The 17,450-nt window shown below is 51.8% G+C and carries 18 protein-coding genes; 6 read left to right on the top strand and 12 right to left on the bottom strand.

The window, feature by feature from the left end; genetic code table 11:
* Nucleotides 1-964 precede the first annotated feature (964 nt).
* Nucleotides 965-1,180, top strand: coding sequence for a hypothetical protein (locus ABX962_RS10795; RefSeq protein WP_372719233.1), 216 nt, complete (start codon nucleotides 965-967; stop codon nucleotides 1,178-1,180).
* Nucleotides 1,177-1,482: a hypothetical protein gene (locus tag ABX962_RS10800; RefSeq protein WP_372719235.1), complete on the top strand. Its 306-nt coding sequence runs from the start codon at nucleotides 1,177-1,179 to the stop codon at nucleotides 1,480-1,482. The genes ABX962_RS10795 and ABX962_RS10800 overlap by 4 nt, the downstream gene beginning before the upstream one ends.
* Nucleotides 1,483-1,733: 251 nt before the next feature.
* Here the strand turns inward: ABX962_RS10800 and ABX962_RS10805 are convergent, their stop codons facing one another.
* From ABX962_RS10805 to ABX962_RS10825, 5 genes are all read right to left on the bottom strand, one after another.
* The gene (locus ABX962_RS10805; RefSeq protein ID WP_372719237.1) at nucleotides 1,734-2,282 is read right to left on the bottom strand and encodes a hypothetical protein; all 549 of its coding nucleotides are present in this window, start codon (nucleotides 2,280-2,282) and stop codon (nucleotides 1,734-1,736) included.
* Nucleotides 2,283-2,465: 183 nt separating this feature from the next.
* Nucleotides 2,466-3,263, bottom strand: a complete 798-nt coding sequence (locus ABX962_RS10810; RefSeq protein ID WP_372719239.1) for an FRG domain-containing protein — start codon at nucleotides 3,261-3,263, stop codon at nucleotides 2,466-2,468.
* On the bottom strand, nucleotides 3,253-4,089 hold the full coding sequence (locus ABX962_RS10815) for a hypothetical protein (RefSeq protein WP_372719241.1): 837 nt from the start codon (nucleotides 4,087-4,089) through the stop codon (nucleotides 3,253-3,255). Before ABX962_RS10815 ends, ABX962_RS10810 begins: the two co-directional genes overlap by 11 nt.
* A 294-nt stretch (nucleotides 4,090-4,383) precedes the next feature.
* Entirely contained in the window at nucleotides 4,384-4,851 is a 468-nt protein-coding gene (locus tag ABX962_RS10820) for a hypothetical protein (protein ID WP_372719243.1), read from the bottom strand.
* 232 nt (nucleotides 4,852-5,083) lie between these two features.
* Entirely contained in the window at nucleotides 5,084-5,614 is a 531-nt protein-coding gene (locus tag ABX962_RS10825) for a hypothetical protein (RefSeq protein ID WP_372719245.1), read from the bottom strand.
* Nucleotides 5,615-6,351: 737 nt separating this feature from the next.
* Here ABX962_RS10825 and ABX962_RS10830 point away from each other — a divergent pair.
* The 3 genes from ABX962_RS10830 (at nucleotide 6,352) to ABX962_RS10840 (ending at nucleotide 8,400) form a co-directional block, all read left to right on the top strand.
* Complete coding sequence (locus ABX962_RS10830) at nucleotides 6,352-7,029, top strand: hypothetical protein (protein ID WP_372719246.1); 678 nt, start codon at nucleotides 6,352-6,354, stop codon at nucleotides 7,027-7,029.
* A gap of 83 nt (nucleotides 7,030-7,112) precedes the next feature.
* A complete protein-coding gene (locus ABX962_RS10835; RefSeq protein WP_372719248.1) occupies nucleotides 7,113-7,361 on the top strand; it encodes a hypothetical protein in 249 nt (82 codons plus the stop codon).
* Nucleotides 7,362-8,040: 679 nt separating this feature from the next.
* Entirely contained in the window at nucleotides 8,041-8,400 is a 360-nt protein-coding gene (locus ABX962_RS10840) for a hypothetical protein (protein ID WP_372719250.1), read from the top strand.
* A gap of 371 nt (nucleotides 8,401-8,771) precedes the next feature.
* Here ABX962_RS10840 and ABX962_RS10845 read toward each other — a convergent pair whose 3' ends face one another.
* The 5 genes from ABX962_RS10845 to ABX962_RS10865 form a co-directional block, all read right to left on the bottom strand.
* Complete coding sequence (locus ABX962_RS10845) at nucleotides 8,772-9,110, bottom strand: hypothetical protein (protein ID WP_372719252.1); 339 nt, start codon at nucleotides 9,108-9,110, stop codon at nucleotides 8,772-8,774.
* A 241-nt stretch (nucleotides 9,111-9,351) separates the two neighbouring features.
* Nucleotides 9,352-9,894 (bottom strand): hypothetical protein, encoded by a 543-nt coding sequence (locus ABX962_RS10850; protein WP_372719254.1) that lies wholly within the window; start codon nucleotides 9,892-9,894, stop codon nucleotides 9,352-9,354.
* Between the two features lie 1,417 nt (nucleotides 9,895-11,311).
* Nucleotides 11,312-11,662 carry a hypothetical protein gene (locus ABX962_RS10855; protein WP_372719256.1) on the bottom strand — a complete coding sequence of 117 codons (351 nt, stop codon included), beginning with the start codon at nucleotides 11,660-11,662 and terminating at the stop codon, nucleotides 11,312-11,314.
* A gap of 103 nt (nucleotides 11,663-11,765) precedes the next feature.
* Complete coding sequence (locus tag ABX962_RS10860; protein ID WP_372719258.1) at nucleotides 11,766-12,791, bottom strand: GTP pyrophosphokinase family protein; 1,026 nt, start codon at nucleotides 12,789-12,791, stop codon at nucleotides 11,766-11,768.
* A gap of 377 nt (nucleotides 12,792-13,168) precedes the next feature.
* Nucleotides 13,169-13,804, bottom strand: coding sequence for a hypothetical protein (locus tag ABX962_RS10865; RefSeq protein ID WP_372719259.1), 636 nt, complete (start codon nucleotides 13,802-13,804; stop codon nucleotides 13,169-13,171).
* A gap of 489 nt (nucleotides 13,805-14,293) precedes the next feature.
* Between ABX962_RS10865 and ABX962_RS10870 the strand changes: the two genes are divergently transcribed.
* Complete coding sequence (locus ABX962_RS10870) at nucleotides 14,294-14,620, top strand: DUF6572 domain-containing protein (RefSeq protein ID WP_372719261.1); 327 nt, start codon at nucleotides 14,294-14,296, stop codon at nucleotides 14,618-14,620.
* Between the two features lie 26 nt (nucleotides 14,621-14,646).
* Here ABX962_RS10870 and ABX962_RS10875 read toward each other — a convergent pair whose 3' ends face one another.
* Both ABX962_RS10875 and ABX962_RS10880 read right to left on the bottom strand, forming a co-directional pair.
* On the bottom strand, nucleotides 14,647-15,684 hold the full coding sequence (locus ABX962_RS10875; protein WP_372719263.1) for a hypothetical protein: 1,038 nt from the start codon (nucleotides 15,682-15,684) through the stop codon (nucleotides 14,647-14,649).
* Between the two features lie 212 nt (nucleotides 15,685-15,896).
* Nucleotides 15,897-16,394, bottom strand: a complete 498-nt coding sequence (locus tag ABX962_RS10880) for a hypothetical protein (RefSeq protein WP_372719265.1) — start codon at nucleotides 16,392-16,394, stop codon at nucleotides 15,897-15,899.
* Between the last annotated feature and the right edge of the window lie 1,056 nt (nucleotides 16,395-17,450).

Here is a 17,450-nt window from a genome sequence, read left to right on the forward strand (position 1 = left end):
ATTGCGCAGACCGCAACTGACGACAGAAACATTGGTGCGACAGAAAAATTTCTAGGACGGTATGCTGGACAGCCCATCTTGCAATCGCACCGAACTCGCCGCATGATGGCAGGTTCGCTCTTTGTAACCAGAGGTTGGGCAGGAAGATGGAAGGGGCAGGAAAATTAGAGCCCGGGACAACTGTACAGTCTCTACTGCGGTCATCAGAGCCAACCATTCCCCTCAGTCCGACCAGTCGCAACGCGACGACAGGCTGTAGCCACGGACGTGAGTCCGTGGAAACTCCCGCACCTCGCCACACAGAGTCGCGAAGCGACGGCAGGTGCTGCCTTCGAAAACCCGATGCCGTGCCGCTGGGATGCTGCGAAAGGTTAGAAGATAAAGGGTTAGAAAATGGGGAAGAACTGGCCGATCAAACTCAATCGCGAATCGCCGTGGCACTCTCATTTTTCTGTCGCACCAATCTTTCTGTCGATACAAATCCACGATGGGAGCCGAACGAGAACGGTAGAGTATCGCGTCGTATCACGCTCATCCGGAAAATGCAGATGCGACCTGTTCCCGTTTGACAAAGACGCTCACACCGCATGTAACGACAGCAAGATTGGTGCGACAGAAAGATTTCTAGGACGGGATGCTGGACAGCTCATCTCGAAACCGCATCGAACTCGCCGCATGATGGCAGGTTCGCTCTTTGCAACCAGAGGTTGGGTAGGAAGATGGGAAGGGGTAGAAAAATTAAAGATCGGGCAACTACACTGTCTCTACTGCGGTCATCAGAGCCAACCATTCCCCTCAGTCCTACCAGTCGCAACGCGACGACAGGCTGTAGCCACGGGACGTGAGTCCGTGGAAACTCGCGCACCTCGCTACACAGAGTCGCAACGCGACGGCAGGAACTCCCGCCCTGGTTCGATTGCCCTGTAGGAACGATTGCGTCTTATCGCGGTGGGTAGCGAAGTTGGTGACTTCCAAAAACATAAAACGCTGCGGCCCGCGAATCCGCCAAGAGGTCACCGCCAATGCCCCACGTGGCACCACACTGCACGCGATCGCCGGCGTCACCGCAAAGCGATTGATCGCCGCCGGATTGCCCGAACACGTCCGCGACAACGAGCGAGCCGTTTACAACGCGAACCACCGGTCCCCATCATCCAACGCCCACGGAAACCAGCCATGAACCACGTCAAGTCATCCCAACAAGCGTCCAGCCGCACCCACGCAATCTCGCGTGTTCGGCAACAAATCAGCAAGGCCATGCGAGATCCCGATCGCTGGGTCATTCGGATCACCTACCGAGATGTTAACGGCGTCGCCACCATACGCCGCGTCAGCCCGACGCGATGGCAAAACGACTACCTGTTTCGCGCGTTGTGCACTGGCCGCGGCGACCATCGCCAATTCGACGTCCGCCGGATCGAGTCGGTCGAACTCGACAACGCCGCCGACGTTTTGATGCCCGAGGGTGTCGTCAAAAGATAGGGAACCACGATGCCTCGCCGAATCAATCCCTACACCGCTCCGATTCGCACCGCACCAATGCCAACCACGCGGACCTACGACCGCTGGGTGATCGTCTATTTGGTGGGCTGGTACATCACCTAGCTCGTGATGTCCACCATTACCAACGATCTCGCTACGAGTAGTGACCGCCAACAACAGTTGAAATACTAAGTCATAAGATAGTCAACGCGTTTTACGCTGGCTATGAAAACTTTTTATTACGTATGCACCTAACCTTTTCTCGCTGCCCTATGCATAGCACGATGCTTTTGCTTGAATACGACTTGAACCGCGATAATAAATACTGCGTTTATGATTGCGGTCACCGGTAGTGCGAGCCATAGCAAATTGTCGTAATCTAAGTTGTCCGTTATGTAGTTGGCGGTTATATAGCTTGCCCCTACCGCGGCAACAAAGACACAGTGCAACAATGACATCCAAAAAATCGCAACATCGCTAAACGTCCACCATTTCAATGGTGAAATTGGAGCCGAATTTATAAATCGTTCGTAGTCGGCGTAGCCATCAACAGCATTGTGAACTACGAAGAACCCCTTAATTGCGATGCGAAGATCGTAGTCGCGGATAAGCAAATCACAGTAAAGGGCGATTAATGGAACGACACATAGTGCAAGGTGTGCATGCGGAACCGTACTTTGGGTGAAGCCAAGCCCGAAAGCAGTAACCGTTCCAGTTAAAATTAACTTCCACTTCAGCAAGTCGCGTTTTGCCGCTTGATACTGCATGCTTTCGTCACGAAGTTTATCAGCTGCTGCCATTAGAGCAATTCCATCCGGGTCAGTTTGGCGTTGTCGTCACAGGTACGGAAAACGGTATCGCACACTTATCTCCCGTCAGTAAGTGGAATCTCTTCGTACAGGTTCACCAGCAATTCTTTGCTTCAGACTGTTGAGTTGGCGTCCTAATCGTGATGTGCAATCGATTTTAAATACAACCAATTTTCACACCGATCGAACTTGCAATTCCATCCGTATAGCTCGTGCTAGCCCGTCAAGATCTCCGTACAAACTCTTGCTTGTAATATTCATCTTTTTCAGCAATGCGAATACAGACTTGTACAATGAATGATCAATCGTGAGCTTGCGAATGTCGACAGTATCGTACGTTGAGGACGCCATAAGCGTTTCAACTCTCTCCCCACTATTCCCCGAGAGCAAGAATGAACCCGCTTGGCGGTCCAATCGAATATTCATTTGATTTGGCTCAGTAATCCAAAGAATGTTGTACGAATATCGATCGACATAATCTTCAAACACGCTATCGTGTTTATCATATAGACTTTCGTAGGTTTCCTTGAAGTCTTTGTCATGGTCGCTAATGGCCGCTAGTGACTGCTTCATTGTCGCACGGTAATCAATAGCGTAAACAGAGAAGTCGTTCTCGCTATGTGGAGAATAAGTTTCGAGTGCAAAATAAATTGCAACATACGGGCTTTCGGTGAAATCAATGAGCCTTGTCGGTACTCCGTAATGCTGCATGATAGAAAGCCACGCGAGCTTCGACACCGGCAAAATGTTTTCACGATCATAGAGATGAAACTTAGACTTGAAGTGCTGCAGTGAAAACTCTTCATATTTTACGGCTTGCAATTTCGAGAAATTGTCTCCAATGTTTCGTTCTAAAGACGATTGAATCCCCCAGCTTGCATCCGCCTGACCACGATAGATGTAATGACTCGGGAATGTGTTGAGTTCATGTATCAATGTCTCGATATTGTCGATCTTTTGCTCAACCATCATGCCGAACCTCGTTGTACAATACCGTAAGTTCTTTAAGGACTTCGGCAGGGTCGTGACTTACTTCATCAAAGCGGCGTTTAACCGGATCCCCTGTCAAACCAATTGTGACGGGGGCCTGTGTCTTCGACTTCTTGACCTGGGCAGTTGCTCGGTTTCCTGTTGCCGCCGTACTACGGGCAACCTCCGTAATAACCTCCTTATTCAAATTATCGCCATCGATTTGTGCCTTTCCCTTTGTTGCGTTAGCTGATGATGCATACACAGAAAGTGGCCTCTGAAAAAATTCGTCGGCGTCGAAAGGGTTTGGGCCTGTAAAGTGCGCAGTAAATCGCAAAACACGATATGCACTTGAGATCGTCTTGAGAAAACCATCAGGATCGGATATTGGCGACACGAGCACCTCGACGTCATTTGCAAGTGCAATTTCTGTCCCTTGGAGCACTTGCTGAAGTTTCCTAGCGATTCCGGTGACATTCCGCGACAACCGTCGGTTGTGGGCAATCCCGACGAATCCAATCGACGCATCAAAAACGACATGGGTATATGGACTGGTTTCAAAATCTTCCTCAATGAAATTGCCAGTCGTTTCGTCAAATTTCGTATTCGTTGTTTTCGTCGTGCGCCCGAATGCAAAATATCCCGCTTCACCTCCAATCTCTTTTATGTTGCCAATATGCCAAATTCGGCCAGGGTGAATTTCAGACGATGGACGCTCGCGCAGCGCATTTTCGAAGATGTCACGCGGCTTAATTTTATCGTGTAGAAAGGATGTCTGAATTGGACGAATCATTTTGACGCGAAAAAGGCTGTACTCTATGGTTGCCATTGAAAATCAATCAAAATTGCAAATCTTGGTACGCTGCGGACTCCCGCAATTACGCGTCTGAAACAGCGTTCAGCTCCAAGAATGTTGCGTAGTCCTCTCCACCGACTCGTGGTTCGCCTTTCCCACAACAGCGCAGACAAGACGAAGATCTTACCCAGCGAGGGGCTCGTGTCAAGTTGATTGTTACACGGGCGAGTTGCGTTGGCACGCGGGTCGACAGTTTTGTCTATAGAATGGCCGCGGTGGTGCAATTCTTTCCACGGGGTGCGGGGGCGAAGACCGCACCAAGCTCCGTTAGCGAACGCTTGAGCGGCACGTGCCATCCGCGCAAATTACGTCGATGATCTTTTGCAACTCCGATGCTGCAAGTGTGGGATCATGGTCGAGCGGCGTGTCTTGAATAAATGCTTCGGTGGCAACCAAGATTCGCGAACGCTGCTTTCGGTACCGCGACGCTGTCAGACTCGCATCGAAAATACAACCGAGAACACCACCCAGATTGACCGATTGGTTGTATCGCTCGGCCGCCGCCGACACCGAACTTGGCGGTCGCTGCTTTGTAAACTCAGCCGCACGCATCAAAATCAACAATCCAAATTCCGAGCTACACGGCTGGGCTAATTCTGCCGCGAGTGCGTTGATCGATCGGCACTGCGTTTTCCAAACACTTTCAATCATCGCCCCCGAAAAGTCGGGACCGAGCTCGTGCTCCATCCCAAACGCTTGCAGCGTGGCCAATTGAATCTTTCCCGAATACACCATCTTTAAAACGTCTCATTCACCAATCGAAAACGCAAACCAGTTGCCTCCATATCGCAGCCGCCTCCATTCGCATTCCGCTTGCCACTTGCCCCCACGCTTGATAACGGAGCCAATATCCGCACGCCGGAGACAACTCTTCACATATTGCAACACGCGGCCACACGCGTCACGACTTGCACCCTATCGGCCCCCTTTGCATCAGGACGTTACTTTCTCAATCGGCGTCTCGCCATCAAATTGCGGCCGAATGACGCAAGGTAAACGACGCCAAAGTCACCTGCCCCGCATTTCTCGCGCTCGAGAGGTAACGGACCGCACGAATCGACCAGCGGCCTGAGACCATTTTGTACTCGGTTCGATTGATCCCACTGTTGAAGGGCACCCGATGTTCTTCGGCATACAACATGGCCAACGCATCCGAATCATCGACGATCAATGCGGCCGCCTCTTCACCGCTACGGATCGCCTTCACCACGCGATCATCGTCATCAACGACAGATCGAGGTACCAGTACCGTCACCTTTGTCCATGCCCGACACCATGTTGCTTGGATCACAACATCTTCATCGATCGCACGACGATACTCGACGTATTCGACCCCCAGTGACTCCCACTCTTTTGATTGGCCAAATCCGGCCTGCAACAACCGTACTTGTACGCTCTCCGGTTCACCCGGATGCGCAACCACCGGCGATGATGAACACCCCGTGACCATCGAAAGGAAAAGGAAAGAGACGGTCAAAACGTCGTGAGTCGTCGGCATGGTGGGATCGGGCGAGCAAACTTGTAGGAAAACAGGGACAGGAACAATGACTCACACAGATCAAATCAACGATATAGCAAAACCATTTCGCCGGATGAACGACTAATCGCCTCTCGTAATGTCGCGGCCTCAACCAACGCCTTCACTTCGAAAAAGCGTCACTGCCGATGATCCGTTGTCGTGCGATCGTGACGACAACAGGGCTCGTTCCACCCCACAATTCGACATCACCTGCTGTTGCAATTGCCTACCAGGAACAACCACAAGGCCCCCCTTTGCCGTTGGGCAACAATAATCAGATCGCGATTCACCCTCGCGATCTCGCCATTGCTCCACGATCCTAGCTGCGACGATGCCGTGGTCCGTTCTCACGTCGCAACCTGGAATGGTTGGTCGCGAATTCGACCAGCCGCAAAAAGCAAACTACAATGACAACTTGTCCGTGTAGTCAAAACTGCTACAAAATTTCGCACGAGGTTCCCGGCGAGCCGTAATCCGCCGAGAAAGTGTGATAGAATTGATTCGCAATCACCGAACTTACGGATTGTAGCTAATAGGCTACGGCAAACCGAACACTGCAGCCAAATCTCATCTTTATTCCACCTTCATGGTGTGCGAATATTCGGTTTACGACATGAGACCATGTCATCATTCGGATCTCGTCAACGAATAAAAGTTCCAGGCAATGGTTTTGCCCACCATCGAGCAAAAAGTGGTTTTTGGGACAGAGGAAATCAATGTTTAGCTACGTGAATTGGGCACAACATCTGGGACAGAACGACGTTTTGGTGCGTCCCACGTCCGAGGACTATGAATCATCAAAACAAATGGTCGCAGATGCGAAGTACGATGACGCGGACGAGCTACGACGTGCTCTCATCACCCAAGCGACTCAGTCCGGCCAATGTGATTCCCGTGACGCCAAACTGTATCGTTTGCTCCTGCGACCGATGATTGGTCACGACAACGACCCCGACATCGCCCAGAGACTCGAAGCGGTCGTCGCTACGATCGTCACAGCCACAAACCGTCATATAAAACTCTTAAGACACGGCGGTTCATTTTCCGCATTTGCCATCATCTTCGGTCCCCTGGTCTTTCAGCGTAGTATGATCTCTTGGCTCGCACATCACGCATCCAAAAACCATTGGAGCCTGATCGAAGACGACGCGGGAATAGAAGCACGCGTATTCACCGCGTCGACAAGTGATTCGACCGAAAGGATTTGTGAAAGCGATGGCGTGAAAAAGAAGATCGATTTTGGAAGCGTCCGTGTGGGAGAGGAATTTATCTACGCAGACAAACGCTATCGCAAATTAGATAATCGCCGAGCCGAGGTAATCGTTCCTCTGCAGACCGACAACGACAACGCATTTAATTTTTATCCCGAGGACGAAGTCCAACGCGATCATTGATCCGGCGCCATCACCACGATCGTCGGCCGGAGATAATCGAGGAATCGCGACTGTGGAATGCACCTCCGCCCTAATGTTTCGCGATGGATGCCGCGCCGCCCCACGATGACCAAAGTAAAGGTACCTGCACTCGTTTGCGTGCACTTAACGTTTTTGAGATGGAAATAGACTTTTACAACGTAAACGCTGGCGAAGAATTTGAACACGAATCAAAAAGGTATCGCAAACTCGACGACCGACGAGCAATGTTGATCGATAAAACGTCGGGCGAACGTCGAGCGATTCACTTCTTACCAGAAGACAAGGTTAAAGAACTAAAACGTGCCCGCTGATGCCGCGAAATGACGACTGCACCTTCCTCGAGTTCCTCTTCTAGCTGAACATTCGACATTGTTTGGCCCCAATTGTTTTGCCCCGAGGAGTCGGAAAACAGGCGCAATCAGACGCTCGGCTAATGATCTGAAAATCGCCTGCTTGAGTGCCGGCAGTACCGATTGTAGCAATTTATTTTTCGGAACTCGGAACATATCGCAAGAAATCGATTTGGATAATGACCTTGATTTTTCTCCCCAACCTAGGCTTTCTAGCTGCGTCATGCACAGACGCATCCGGTTGTCACCCAAGAGGTGAGATCCGATTGGACGCAGTCAAACGCAAATGGTTCTGGGGCGAAGAAACGTGTTGCAAAACGACTCAAATTGGGGGCGGCCGATCGGTCATTATGGTTTCCCGATCCATCCAACCGCGGACGATCGGGAAATGGCAAAACGATTGGTCCGCAATGTAAGATCCGAAGACACAGAGAAACTACGTTGTGTCTTGAGCCAGCAAGCTTGCCAGGCTCGAAAGCGTCCTTTCCATGATTTGGACCTTCATCGGTTGGTGCTTCGACCGAAAATCGGACACGAATGTGATCAAGACCTTCAACCGCAGCTTGAAGAGGTCGTCGCCACCATTGTCGCAGCATCAAATGGTCATACCAAGATTACACAACACAGCGGATCGTATAGCGTGTTTGCCATCTTCTTCGGCACCCACGCCTACGAACGATGTCTGATTTCATGGCTAGCGCATCATGCATCAAAGAACCACTGGAGCCTAATGGAGGACAGCGACGGCTCGGAGGTCGCCCGGTCCACCACGCAAGTTGCATTACCAAAGGACAACTTGATCGAGAAAATAAGAAACTCTATCAGCGCTGAAAAGAAAGACGAGTTCGGAAGCCTCCGAATTGGCGAACAATTCGTTTACGGCGACACTCGGTATCGCAAAATCGATGCACGCAGAGCGACGCGGATCAGCACCAGATCAGGATTTGCCGAGACAGCTCTGCTTTTTTATCCCGAGGACAAGATATGTCCACTTGCTTGATCGCGGGTGTCACGGACAACCTTGGGCTGGCGGCAAGTGAGAATTCGCTTGTGATCGGGGATGCCGCGTGATGCTTAACGGCATCCCCCGCCAGCCCTTGATGACGCAATCAAAGTCAATCAATCGAGCGTCGTCGGTATTTTAAAAGCGGCGGACACCAGCTTCACGCGACTTATAAAGAAGTCCTGACACCTTTTACTTACCCGAAGTTTTGGCAAGTCGCTGTCCTGTTTGAGCGGTGGAGTAAATGCTGCGAGATTAAGCGAATCTGTCTAGTCGACGAACGATTGGATTCGCGGGGTCGGGCCGTGAAAAGCTTGATCTTTCAAAAAGCGTGACGCCCGACTCCAGTGCACCCCCTTGGTTCGTCGCTATCTTACGGCAGCCTTCGTCGTCGATTCCCGAAGCTGCTCGATCACGTCGTGGATGGCATCATGGTTAGCAGAATTGGTCGAGATCACCAGGAATTCAGTGTACGGAGCCATCGTTGATGCTTTACCCCACGCGTTCGGGTCAACGGAAGCCTTGAGATATGCCATTAGAATTGTTGCATTGAACGTTTTGCCGTCCTGAGACCAAACAGGAAGGTCGGCGAGACGGTAAGTCCTTGGGTGGACCTTCTCCGCATCGGCAATAGTATCAGCAGTGACAGAATTTGGAAGTCCTTGTATACCAACGAATGCACATGCAAAAACGATCAGAGCTGTCATGATTGGTTTGATTAGTCGCATAGCATCCTCCGTGCAGTGTGCAAAGTCGTTGGAGTGAGTGTAGCGTTGCAGCCTGGATTAGAAAACACCGATTCGGTGTATGTAAGCCCCTAAAGTCGACGAACGGGACCGATTAGCCGGTCACGGCTGTTGATCTTCCATTTCGAAACGTCCCGCTACCGCGACTCGGGTGCATCGGCTGGTTCTGCCGCTTCTGTCATTGTCAAGCATCTCAGCGTGATCATGTTGCAGCAAACCCAGCGGCCGCCAATTGCTGCGTCAAATGATAGTGAGCCCAGTAGCCATACTTGCCTGGATTGAAATCAACGGGGTGCAAGGCCAGTTGTGTCACAATGATTTTCGCGCCAAAATTGCACGAGGTGAGGGCATCCCTGAATCCATTCGTAATAGCAAGTTTAGCCGCATCGAGGTCTGACGGGGCAGGGTCGTTGGGATAAATGGACTCGAATGCCACATCAAATTCGTCTGCCGACAAAAGCGTAGCATCCACGTCGAACCGGACATAATACGAACCGCCGCTCGCTCCTTGTGCGGAGTGTTTTACTTTAAACTTGAAGGAAGTTCCGATTGGCGGATTCATGTGGGCAGTAGTCAGTTTGGATTCAACGTGCGAGCCATCACCGAGTATCGATCTTGTGGCAGAACGGTACCGATCAGCCGGCGGCGACGGAAGATGTACCACTTCAAACTGCCCGACTTCCCCGCTCGGTTGCATCGGATGTTTCCCCGCATTCTTGACCAGCCTGATTCGAGGTGCCGTCATGCGAGTATTCGAGCATGCAAAACCAGGCCATCATTGCGGGGCATATCAACGCGACCATCGTATTAATAATGCCTGAGTGGGGCCAGTTGAGCGACACAAGAGATTCTGGCGTTGCGTTTAGCGAAACCGCGAACCACGCGAGCGGTGTTGTAATCGAAAACAGAGTCAGGATTCCGATCAATGCGGAAAACGGCAAAACCCGATCACGCCGATACCAAAGGACACAACCAACAAAGTTCATCAGCAAGCAGCATCCGAACGGCACCAATGCAATAGTGGGTTGGCCGTTGAACGCAAGAATCGCAGCGGTGGGAATCAGCCAAGCAGATCCGCCTAAAAGACCCCCAAACCATCCACCGATTTGTCATTGAAAACGACGAGGCCCCGTCATTGCCGAATTGCCTTGTGTTGTAGTCATGGTTGGAAGTCGGGAGCGATACAATCGAGTCGGGGAACGGTAGCGATGTGGTGGCGACGGGAGTGAACTTGCAAGCAGACGAAAACGGCGACCACCGCCGCTCCGTCACCATCGGGTGGTTCTACCTCCGTTATCTAGTCATCGAGATCTTCACTGTACTCGCTCCATAGGTTCGGGTTCTCTGTCTCGAAGCCTTCGAACATGAAGCCCAGCCAATCCTTCACCTTACCCTCTGGCGGATCATCGTTCAGGAGCATTGGCCGTAGATCGCAAATCCCTTTTGATGATTTGGGCCGCGGTAAGGCAATCCCACCACGAAGGGTGTCCATTCGGGGTGCACAGTAGCTGCACGCAAAATGATGGCAGCGCACTTCTTTCCGTCTGTGAACGTAAGGACCCCGTGATGAACTAAGGCGACATGCTCGGAATTGTTGATATTGCCATCAAAAAGTTTCAAGAGCGTCTGAGTGTCTTGGGAGCACGTGAACTCCGGATTACCGTCATGCAATTCGCAGAGTGTCACCCACGGTTGCTCCGCATTTAGGATGTTTGTTAACTCGCGAGCCGCGAGCATTCCCGCGTAAAGTAGGGACGTGCGCATGATTGGTAGAACGGTAGCGATGGGCGGGCGGCGAAGGGTGATTAAACCACTTTGCAAAAACGATGCCGCCGCTCCGTCATCATCGCATGGTTATCGCAGATCGTAGCAAGCATGAATCGAGTATGGTTGCAGTGGCGTTCCGCCCCATGGGTGGCCCGTCAAGCAGGCAACCGTTGGGATCGACCAGTGATGCTAGTGTAACGGACTGTGATCACAAGATGTTGCACGATCACCAACGGGAATTTCGCTTACTGCGCCAGCGATGGAATGAATTGCAAATCAACGCAGGCCACGCGGCTAGTTGCGACAACGTTGGAATTCACGCGGTGGCGGGTTTTGATCATCCACATCGATAGGCACGGCCATCGCCACTCCAGTGCAATTCTCTGGTTCTGCCGTCATTCAGGGTAACCGATCTTGAATCGCCTATCCACGTCGTCCGGAAGGCTTCCGGCATACTCTTCCATCGCAGCGAGTGCAGCCTCTTCGCTTCCGTATCGGTCAAGTAGACCAGAGATCCAGTTAGAATTTGCTGCAGTACCGGGAAGCCGAAATTCATTAGTCAGCCAATCAAGGAGAGCCCTTGGTGATCCACCGTCAACTGCGTCACCTTCGGGAGCTGCAACCTGTCTCGCATAGCTGACGCCTGAAAGAAACGCGATCACCTCGGGGAGCGTTCCGTCGACAGTCCACATCTGCGGTCGCGAACAAACGAACGCGGCGAAGTTCTTCGGCTTGCGGTTTCGCATATGCTCTCGTCAAACAACGAATGGCAGAACGTCGGACATCACCGAGGACGCGCGAAAGAGTGAGCCACTGCCAAACCGCTCAGCTCGCGTCCTTCGGTGCATGTCATTGTTCGTCCTCGTCTGGCACATTCGTGAGGATCGCTTCTCGAACCTCTCTGTACCGATCAGAGTCCTTGCATTCGAGTGCGGTGCGAGTCAAACCAACATGAGTAAAAAACACACCACGTTCAGTTCGCTCTTCGCTTGTTCCCAAAATCGGTTTGCCCTGCTCAAGTTGCTCCACTCGAATCTTGAGCTGAGTCCGTTCGTCCTTCATCACGCATTTCCGTTGGTCGGAAATTAGCTTTCTCAAATCCGCAGTACTTTCGATACCAAACTCACGCAGTTCAAGCAAAAGCGCTGAGTACGATTCCTCCTCGCCAGCATTTTCGCTTGGCCATTCGTCCGCGAGAATCGTGCGTAGCACATCTACATTTAGCGGTCCAGCATTCGAGGTTGCAACCGTACTCGAAATATACTGGTCCCGATCAACGAGCAACCTCTCGAACTCGAGATCAACGGTCTCAAGGATCGCAGAGACTCTGTGAATTGATCGCCGAAGTTGCAGTGGAACGCTCTGCTCATTTTTGTATTGAAGCTTATGCGAAGCAGCCGCCCAAATATGTTGAGAAAGCGTGCGCACCTGCAACTCAGCTTTTAGTCCTCGAAAATCCGTCATCGTGGGTACATTCAGCCAGTCGCCGGGTAGGGCAAGCGAATAGTGCACTGATTGGTAACCAAACTGAGCTTCCTGAAGCCGATTTGCAGTGTTCTCATGAGACAGCACGCTGAGCTCTCGATTGAGGAATCCATGCATGGTATCAAGGTCGCGTTGGAATAAAAGTATCACTCGGATGCCAATTAGATCGTCAAGCTCAAGCACGCTTTTGGGTGCAATGTGTTTTCGCTCTAGCTTCTCAGACAAGGAGTTCCACGTTTTTACCCGGGACTCAATGGGAACACCGAGAGATAGACCGTTCTTCGAAATAAGTGCTCCAATCTGCTGCCGAAGCGTTTCCGCAAAGCGTCGAGCAACGGGGTGTAGACGGTCATATTCCGATTTGAGCTCGGTCTGATCAAACGAATTCATGTGGATACCACAGAAGCGTGATCCACCATTCGCCTTGTTCTTACAGCGCGTTCCGCTTTTCGTTTTTGCTTCGCAGCGCATTTAGCGTTGAGTTCTCATAAATATTTCTGCTTGGACGAACTTATGTTTCTACGGGAGGACAGGGTGAGATTAAGTCGTTTTGGGGAGTTCTCACGGCTTGTTCGACTTGTTCTCACGCGACGCCTTCTCGACGGAGCGTTCTGGCCCGGCGTCATTCTGCCCCACCGCCGGGCTAGCGTCAAGCTTATTCTCGACAAGTGCATGCCACTGGTGTGGAATGAATTGTCCGCTGCATGTAAACGAAACAAGCAAGCAACATTTTCATGCGGCAGAGAATCATCAAAATGATTGCTGGCTCACGCCGCTCCAACGACCAATTCGAAATCGTTTTTGGTGAAGGGGGCGGCGTGATGGCGGACAGTGTGCACGCCGCCACCCCACGAGGATTTGATCGACGTCAAGCGATAGAACGTCGCGGCTAGATCATCGCCAATCAAGTCGTCGGGACCAAACGCGATTGTCGGCGGAGTGTCGTCAAAAATTGGGATCCGCTTTTCCCACTGGGTCAAAATGGGCGACGTGACTCGGTTGCCAATCTCTGCGAGCGCTGGATGACCGCTGACCAACCACATCACGGGACCGGAGGGACGCTTTTTGCAAGGCCCCCATTTTGTTCCCGACGAAGCCGTGGTGACATACGAAAAGTCGCCCGCATCGATGGCGGTTTGCGGGCCGTATTGGTCGTTCGCTTGACCGCTGCCCGCCCACAAACTTGCAGCTCGCGATGATGTCTCGACCGCCGAATTGCGCAGATCAACAACGGAATACAAGTTAGCGCTGACAATAAACTCGTTGGTTGATTCGTCGATCCCGGCAATCCACACCGACGCATGAACTTGTGGGGTCCGGAACGCCACCGATTGCGTTATCGGTGACGGGGTGTTTTCAATACCATGCACCGCCTCTTGAACGAGCAAGATCTCACGAGCCATTCGGGCGTTGATCTAGATTTCGCCGTAGATCGCTTCGCTGTAATTACACCCGTTATAGATCAACGTTCGGTCGCGAGTTGCATGATAATTTGGCGGGTCGAGGAAAGGATCGTTGGGCCGTGGATCGACGAAACCGGTAAACGAACCGCCGGGAGTGGTGGTGAACGAAACCTTTCTCTATAGATTGCACGCGATGGACGACTTCTTCTCAGGAGTCACCGAGACGAAAACCGCAGGAGTCTCCGCTGGCGAACGCTTGCTCGACAATTGATGCTGAAATAATTTCGTGGATGATCTTTTGCAATCCCGATGCTGCACGTGTAGAATCTTGCCCGGGCGGGACGTTGCATGCGAATGCTGCGGGGGCCGCCAAGATTCTCGAACGCTACTTGCGGTACCGCGATGCCTCAAGTGCTCGCATCGAGGATGAACTTCAAACTAGATACCAGTGTCCGACATCTCTCCCTCTCTGAAACGGAATAATCATCGATGACGATTGCCGACGAAAACACAATTGACATGATCGCTCGGGCGAGCGAGGGTGGGTTGAAATTGGTCATTGTTGACGATGGGTCGCTTGACGATACCGCTCGGTTCGAGGCTTTTCAAAAAAAGCTACAAAACTATTTCAGATACATTGTGGGGCAGCTCAAGGATGATCACCCCGAATGTGACCCCAACGACGTGACCATCACCGTAGCCTGTGCGGTCACGCCTACCGAAGCGATGCAAAAGATCACCGGACTGGTACATCCTGGTGCGCCAGGGCTGTCAGTAAGCGTCGTCTACGAAGTCATTCCCAGTCGTTTTGGTTGACACACGGATTGGGAAGCAACCTGAGCTTAGGTCCAACGAGTGGATGGATCCTCACGCCACTCTTGGATCTCTGCCCCTCTCAAATCACTTGAGCCTTCTCGAATACGCCGAAGAAGCGATTGGATTTCGGCTCGCTCACAAAAACCGCAGAGCTCGAGTGTACCTCCCGACTCACCCTTGCACAGATTAAGTGCGATGCCCTCACGCGGGTCATCCGTCTCTTCCGCTTGCCACCACAAGAGTGGATAGATATTTCCAATCGCACCATCCGTGAGCGGATTAAATCCGTCGGCATACCCGCTCGTCACGTTAATCGTCCAGTCATTTCCAAGGGCGCTAGTGCGCTTATATGCTACGTCGTAATTGCTTGCGAGACCAGAAACCATAAGTTCCGCAGGAGCCTCGCCGTCTATTGACAACATTGCTTCATGCAAGAGATTGAATGTTGGCTGTCTGCCCTGCTCATCTCTCCAGGTTCTCATTGAATACATGACTGTAAGTTCCTCGGAATCGCTGTATGGCTGCATCGTGAGATTCGAACCGCAATCCAATTTAGACTTGTATGAGGCCATCTGAGACAGCGACTCCTTTCCAGCCAGCATGGCCGCAAAGAGTTTCTGTTTGCGACTCGGAAAACACCGCGAAATCTGTTCGCAACGAGACTCGAAATTTCCAGTTGCCGCCCAAAACGTGCATGCAACAAAATCTCGCCAGTCTTTACGTAGCTTAACGTCAACTACCCCAACCCGGGCCTCCAAGGCTACAGACAGTCCGTCCAGCTGGAATAATGACTTGATGTCTGGCCGGTGCTGGTCTGATGCCAACTGCTCTCTGGTCAAACTGAATCCAGTGTAATGATTGCCTTCGCCAAACCCAATCATAGAGTGATTCGGTCGAAAAAAGACACGCAACGGTAGCTCATGGCCTCGTTCTTTCAACCGATTAACAGCGTGAGTCTCGTTGGCGATGGTATCGAAAGAATTCTCGCTCAGTAAGACCCGTTTAGGCAGCACCAACCGGCATGCATTGAATCTATCTTTCGATGGGACACCTCTTACAAACATCTGCTCTCCTGTTGTCGCCCCATAATCCAGTTCTCGAACTATCGGGGCGTGGCTTTGAATGATCTATTATTGGAATAGAAAAAGACTTCCAACGTCGTTTTCTTACTCGTAGGTGGGATGTTACGGGGCGAGAGAGTTGAGTTTCCATTGGTGAAAAATGCAAGTACGACGCCGGCGCATCAAGTAGTTCTGCCTATCATTTGATAAATGATTCAAACATAGAACTTCCAACTTGATGGGGCACCTGCGATGGAAGCACATTCATGACCGAGTTCTCCTCGCCGTTCGCGCCATACCGAACTCCTGTAATGGGCTGCAAAGTGTATCAATGCCGCCAGAAACCGACTGGAGTCTTGTGCACACGCCGTGATTATATAGTTCAGCGCGGCGTGATCGTGACATGCAATTGAACCGTTGCCTAACAAAACCAGGTCAGCCTCCGACCAACCGATCAACACTCCATTCTCGGTGTGCTGCGGGCGTTCTGCGAAGCGAAAGTTTGGCAGTTGCACTGAAGTGCAATCATAGCGATTGAGCAGGTCAAAAATCGGATTGGTGGCGCGAACATCTTCAGAGGGGACTCGCCTTGGGACACACGTGAAGGTCGACTTGATGTCTTGGATGTCGCTCTCATCCAAGCCGTGCGATTGCAATTCCGCATCCGTCGGGCAGAGTGCAGCGAGCGACTCAACGAATTCATCCGCGGTCATTGGTATCCTAAGTAAGGTGAAAACGTAGCATTTTGTAACAGAACGGCCGTCGCCAGCGTTCCCAGCCACCGCAGTTTCCACTGGCAACCGTAGCGTGCCGGGCTAAGTTCCAGTAGCACGGTGTCGCTCGGAGGTCAGGATACGCTTTGTGTTCGCGGATTGCCACCGATGTCCCGAATGGTGTCACCCTCTTTGATGCTAAACCAGTGGCTGACAGTCCAGTGGATCAGCGGATTGACTCCGAGCCGTCTACTTGATTGATCCAGAGTGTCACGGGTGCATTCGGCTCTCAGCCGATATTGCTTTGCTTGGCATCACTTCGCACGCTCGAATCGCGATCAAGGCTGCCTGGCCGTACTTCGACCCCGGCGACATCCACCTGATTCGCAGCGAATACCGCTCTTGAATGGTTGCCCGCGAATCATGCTAATCAACACGAATAAATATCGTACGGTCCAATCCAAGACCGCGAGACCAATCGAACGAGACCACGGCCAAGGATCAAACGCCGGCAAAAAAATGGTTGGCAAAAAGATGAACGCAGAAGCGTAGCCGGACTCGCTTTTCCGTTCTCCAATCTTTCTTCCGCGTCAATCATTCTGTTCTATATCCGCTGTTTCCTACGGCGCGTGAACGCCACGCGTCCGTCACCGACGCGGTCGAAGACGCACGGAAGAAGTCTGCGAAGTCGGATGCCCCAAGCGACGTTCCTCGCATTCAATCCCCCCCTGGATTTTCGCCGTAACGCTCCGCATGATCGACTTGTCCGTTTTTTCGCGAGTGGTCGGCGACGTGATGCAGGCGTGAAAACTAAGAATCCGATCGCACACTCACACCGTATGTAACGACAGAAACATTGGTGCGACAGAAAAATTTCTAGGGCGGGATGCTGGACAGCCCATCTCGCAATCGCATCGGACACGCCGCACGATGACTGGTTCGCTCATTGCAACCAGAGGTTGGGCAGGAAGATGGGAAGGGGTAGAAAAATTAAAGATCGGGCAACTACACTGTCTCTACTGCGGTCATCAGAGCCAACCATTCCCCCCGTTCCAA

The organism is Novipirellula sp., assembly GCF_041583735.1.
In the GTDB taxonomy this organism is placed as follows: Bacteria; Planctomycetota; Planctomycetia; order Pirellulales; family Pirellulaceae; genus Novipirellula.

Coding starts and splice junctions, on each gene's coding strand:
- ABX962_RS10800 (WP_372719235.1), top strand. CDS start 1,177: ATGAACCACGTCAAGTCATCCCAACAAGCGTCCAGCCGCACCCACGCA.
- ABX962_RS10805 (WP_372719237.1), bottom strand. CDS start 2,282: ATGGCAGCAGCTGATAAACTTCGTGACGAAAGCATGCAGTATCAAGCG.
- ABX962_RS10810 (WP_372719239.1), bottom strand. CDS start 3,263: ATGATGGTTGAGCAAAAGATCGACAATATCGAGACATTGATACATGAA.
- ABX962_RS10815 (WP_372719241.1), bottom strand. CDS start 4,089: ATGGCAACCATAGAGTACAGCCTTTTTCGCGTCAAAATGATTCGTCCA.
- ABX962_RS10820 (WP_372719243.1), bottom strand. CDS start 4,851: ATGGTGTATTCGGGAAAGATTCAATTGGCCACGCTGCAAGCGTTTGGG.
- ABX962_RS10825 (WP_372719245.1), bottom strand. CDS start 5,614: ATGCCGACGACTCACGACGTTTTGACCGTCTCTTTCCTTTTCCTTTCG.
- ABX962_RS10830 (WP_372719246.1), top strand. CDS start 6,352: ATGTTTAGCTACGTGAATTGGGCACAACATCTGGGACAGAACGACGTT.
- ABX962_RS10835 (WP_372719248.1), top strand. CDS start 7,113: ATGGATGCCGCGCCGCCCCACGATGACCAAAGTAAAGGTACCTGCACT.
- ABX962_RS10845 (WP_372719252.1), bottom strand. CDS start 9,110: ATGACAGCTCTGATCGTTTTTGCATGTGCATTCGTTGGTATACAAGGA.
- ABX962_RS10850 (WP_372719254.1), bottom strand. CDS start 9,894: ATGACGGCACCTCGAATCAGGCTGGTCAAGAATGCGGGGAAACATCCG.
- ABX962_RS10855 (WP_372719256.1), bottom strand. CDS start 11,662: ATGCGAAACCGCAAGCCGAAGAACTTCGCCGCGTTCGTTTGTTCGCGA.
- ABX962_RS10860 (WP_372719258.1), bottom strand. CDS start 12,791: ATGAATTCGTTTGATCAGACCGAGCTCAAATCGGAATATGACCGTCTA.
- ABX962_RS10865 (WP_372719259.1), bottom strand. CDS start 13,804: ATGGCTCGTGAGATCTTGCTCGTTCAAGAGGCGGTGCATGGTATTGAA.
- ABX962_RS10870 (WP_372719261.1), top strand. CDS start 14,294: ATGACGATTGCCGACGAAAACACAATTGACATGATCGCTCGGGCGAGC.
- ABX962_RS10875 (WP_372719263.1), bottom strand. CDS start 15,684: ATGTTTGTAAGAGGTGTCCCATCGAAAGATAGATTCAATGCATGCCGG.
- ABX962_RS10880 (WP_372719265.1), bottom strand. CDS start 16,394: ATGACCGCGGATGAATTCGTTGAGTCGCTCGCTGCACTCTGCCCGACG.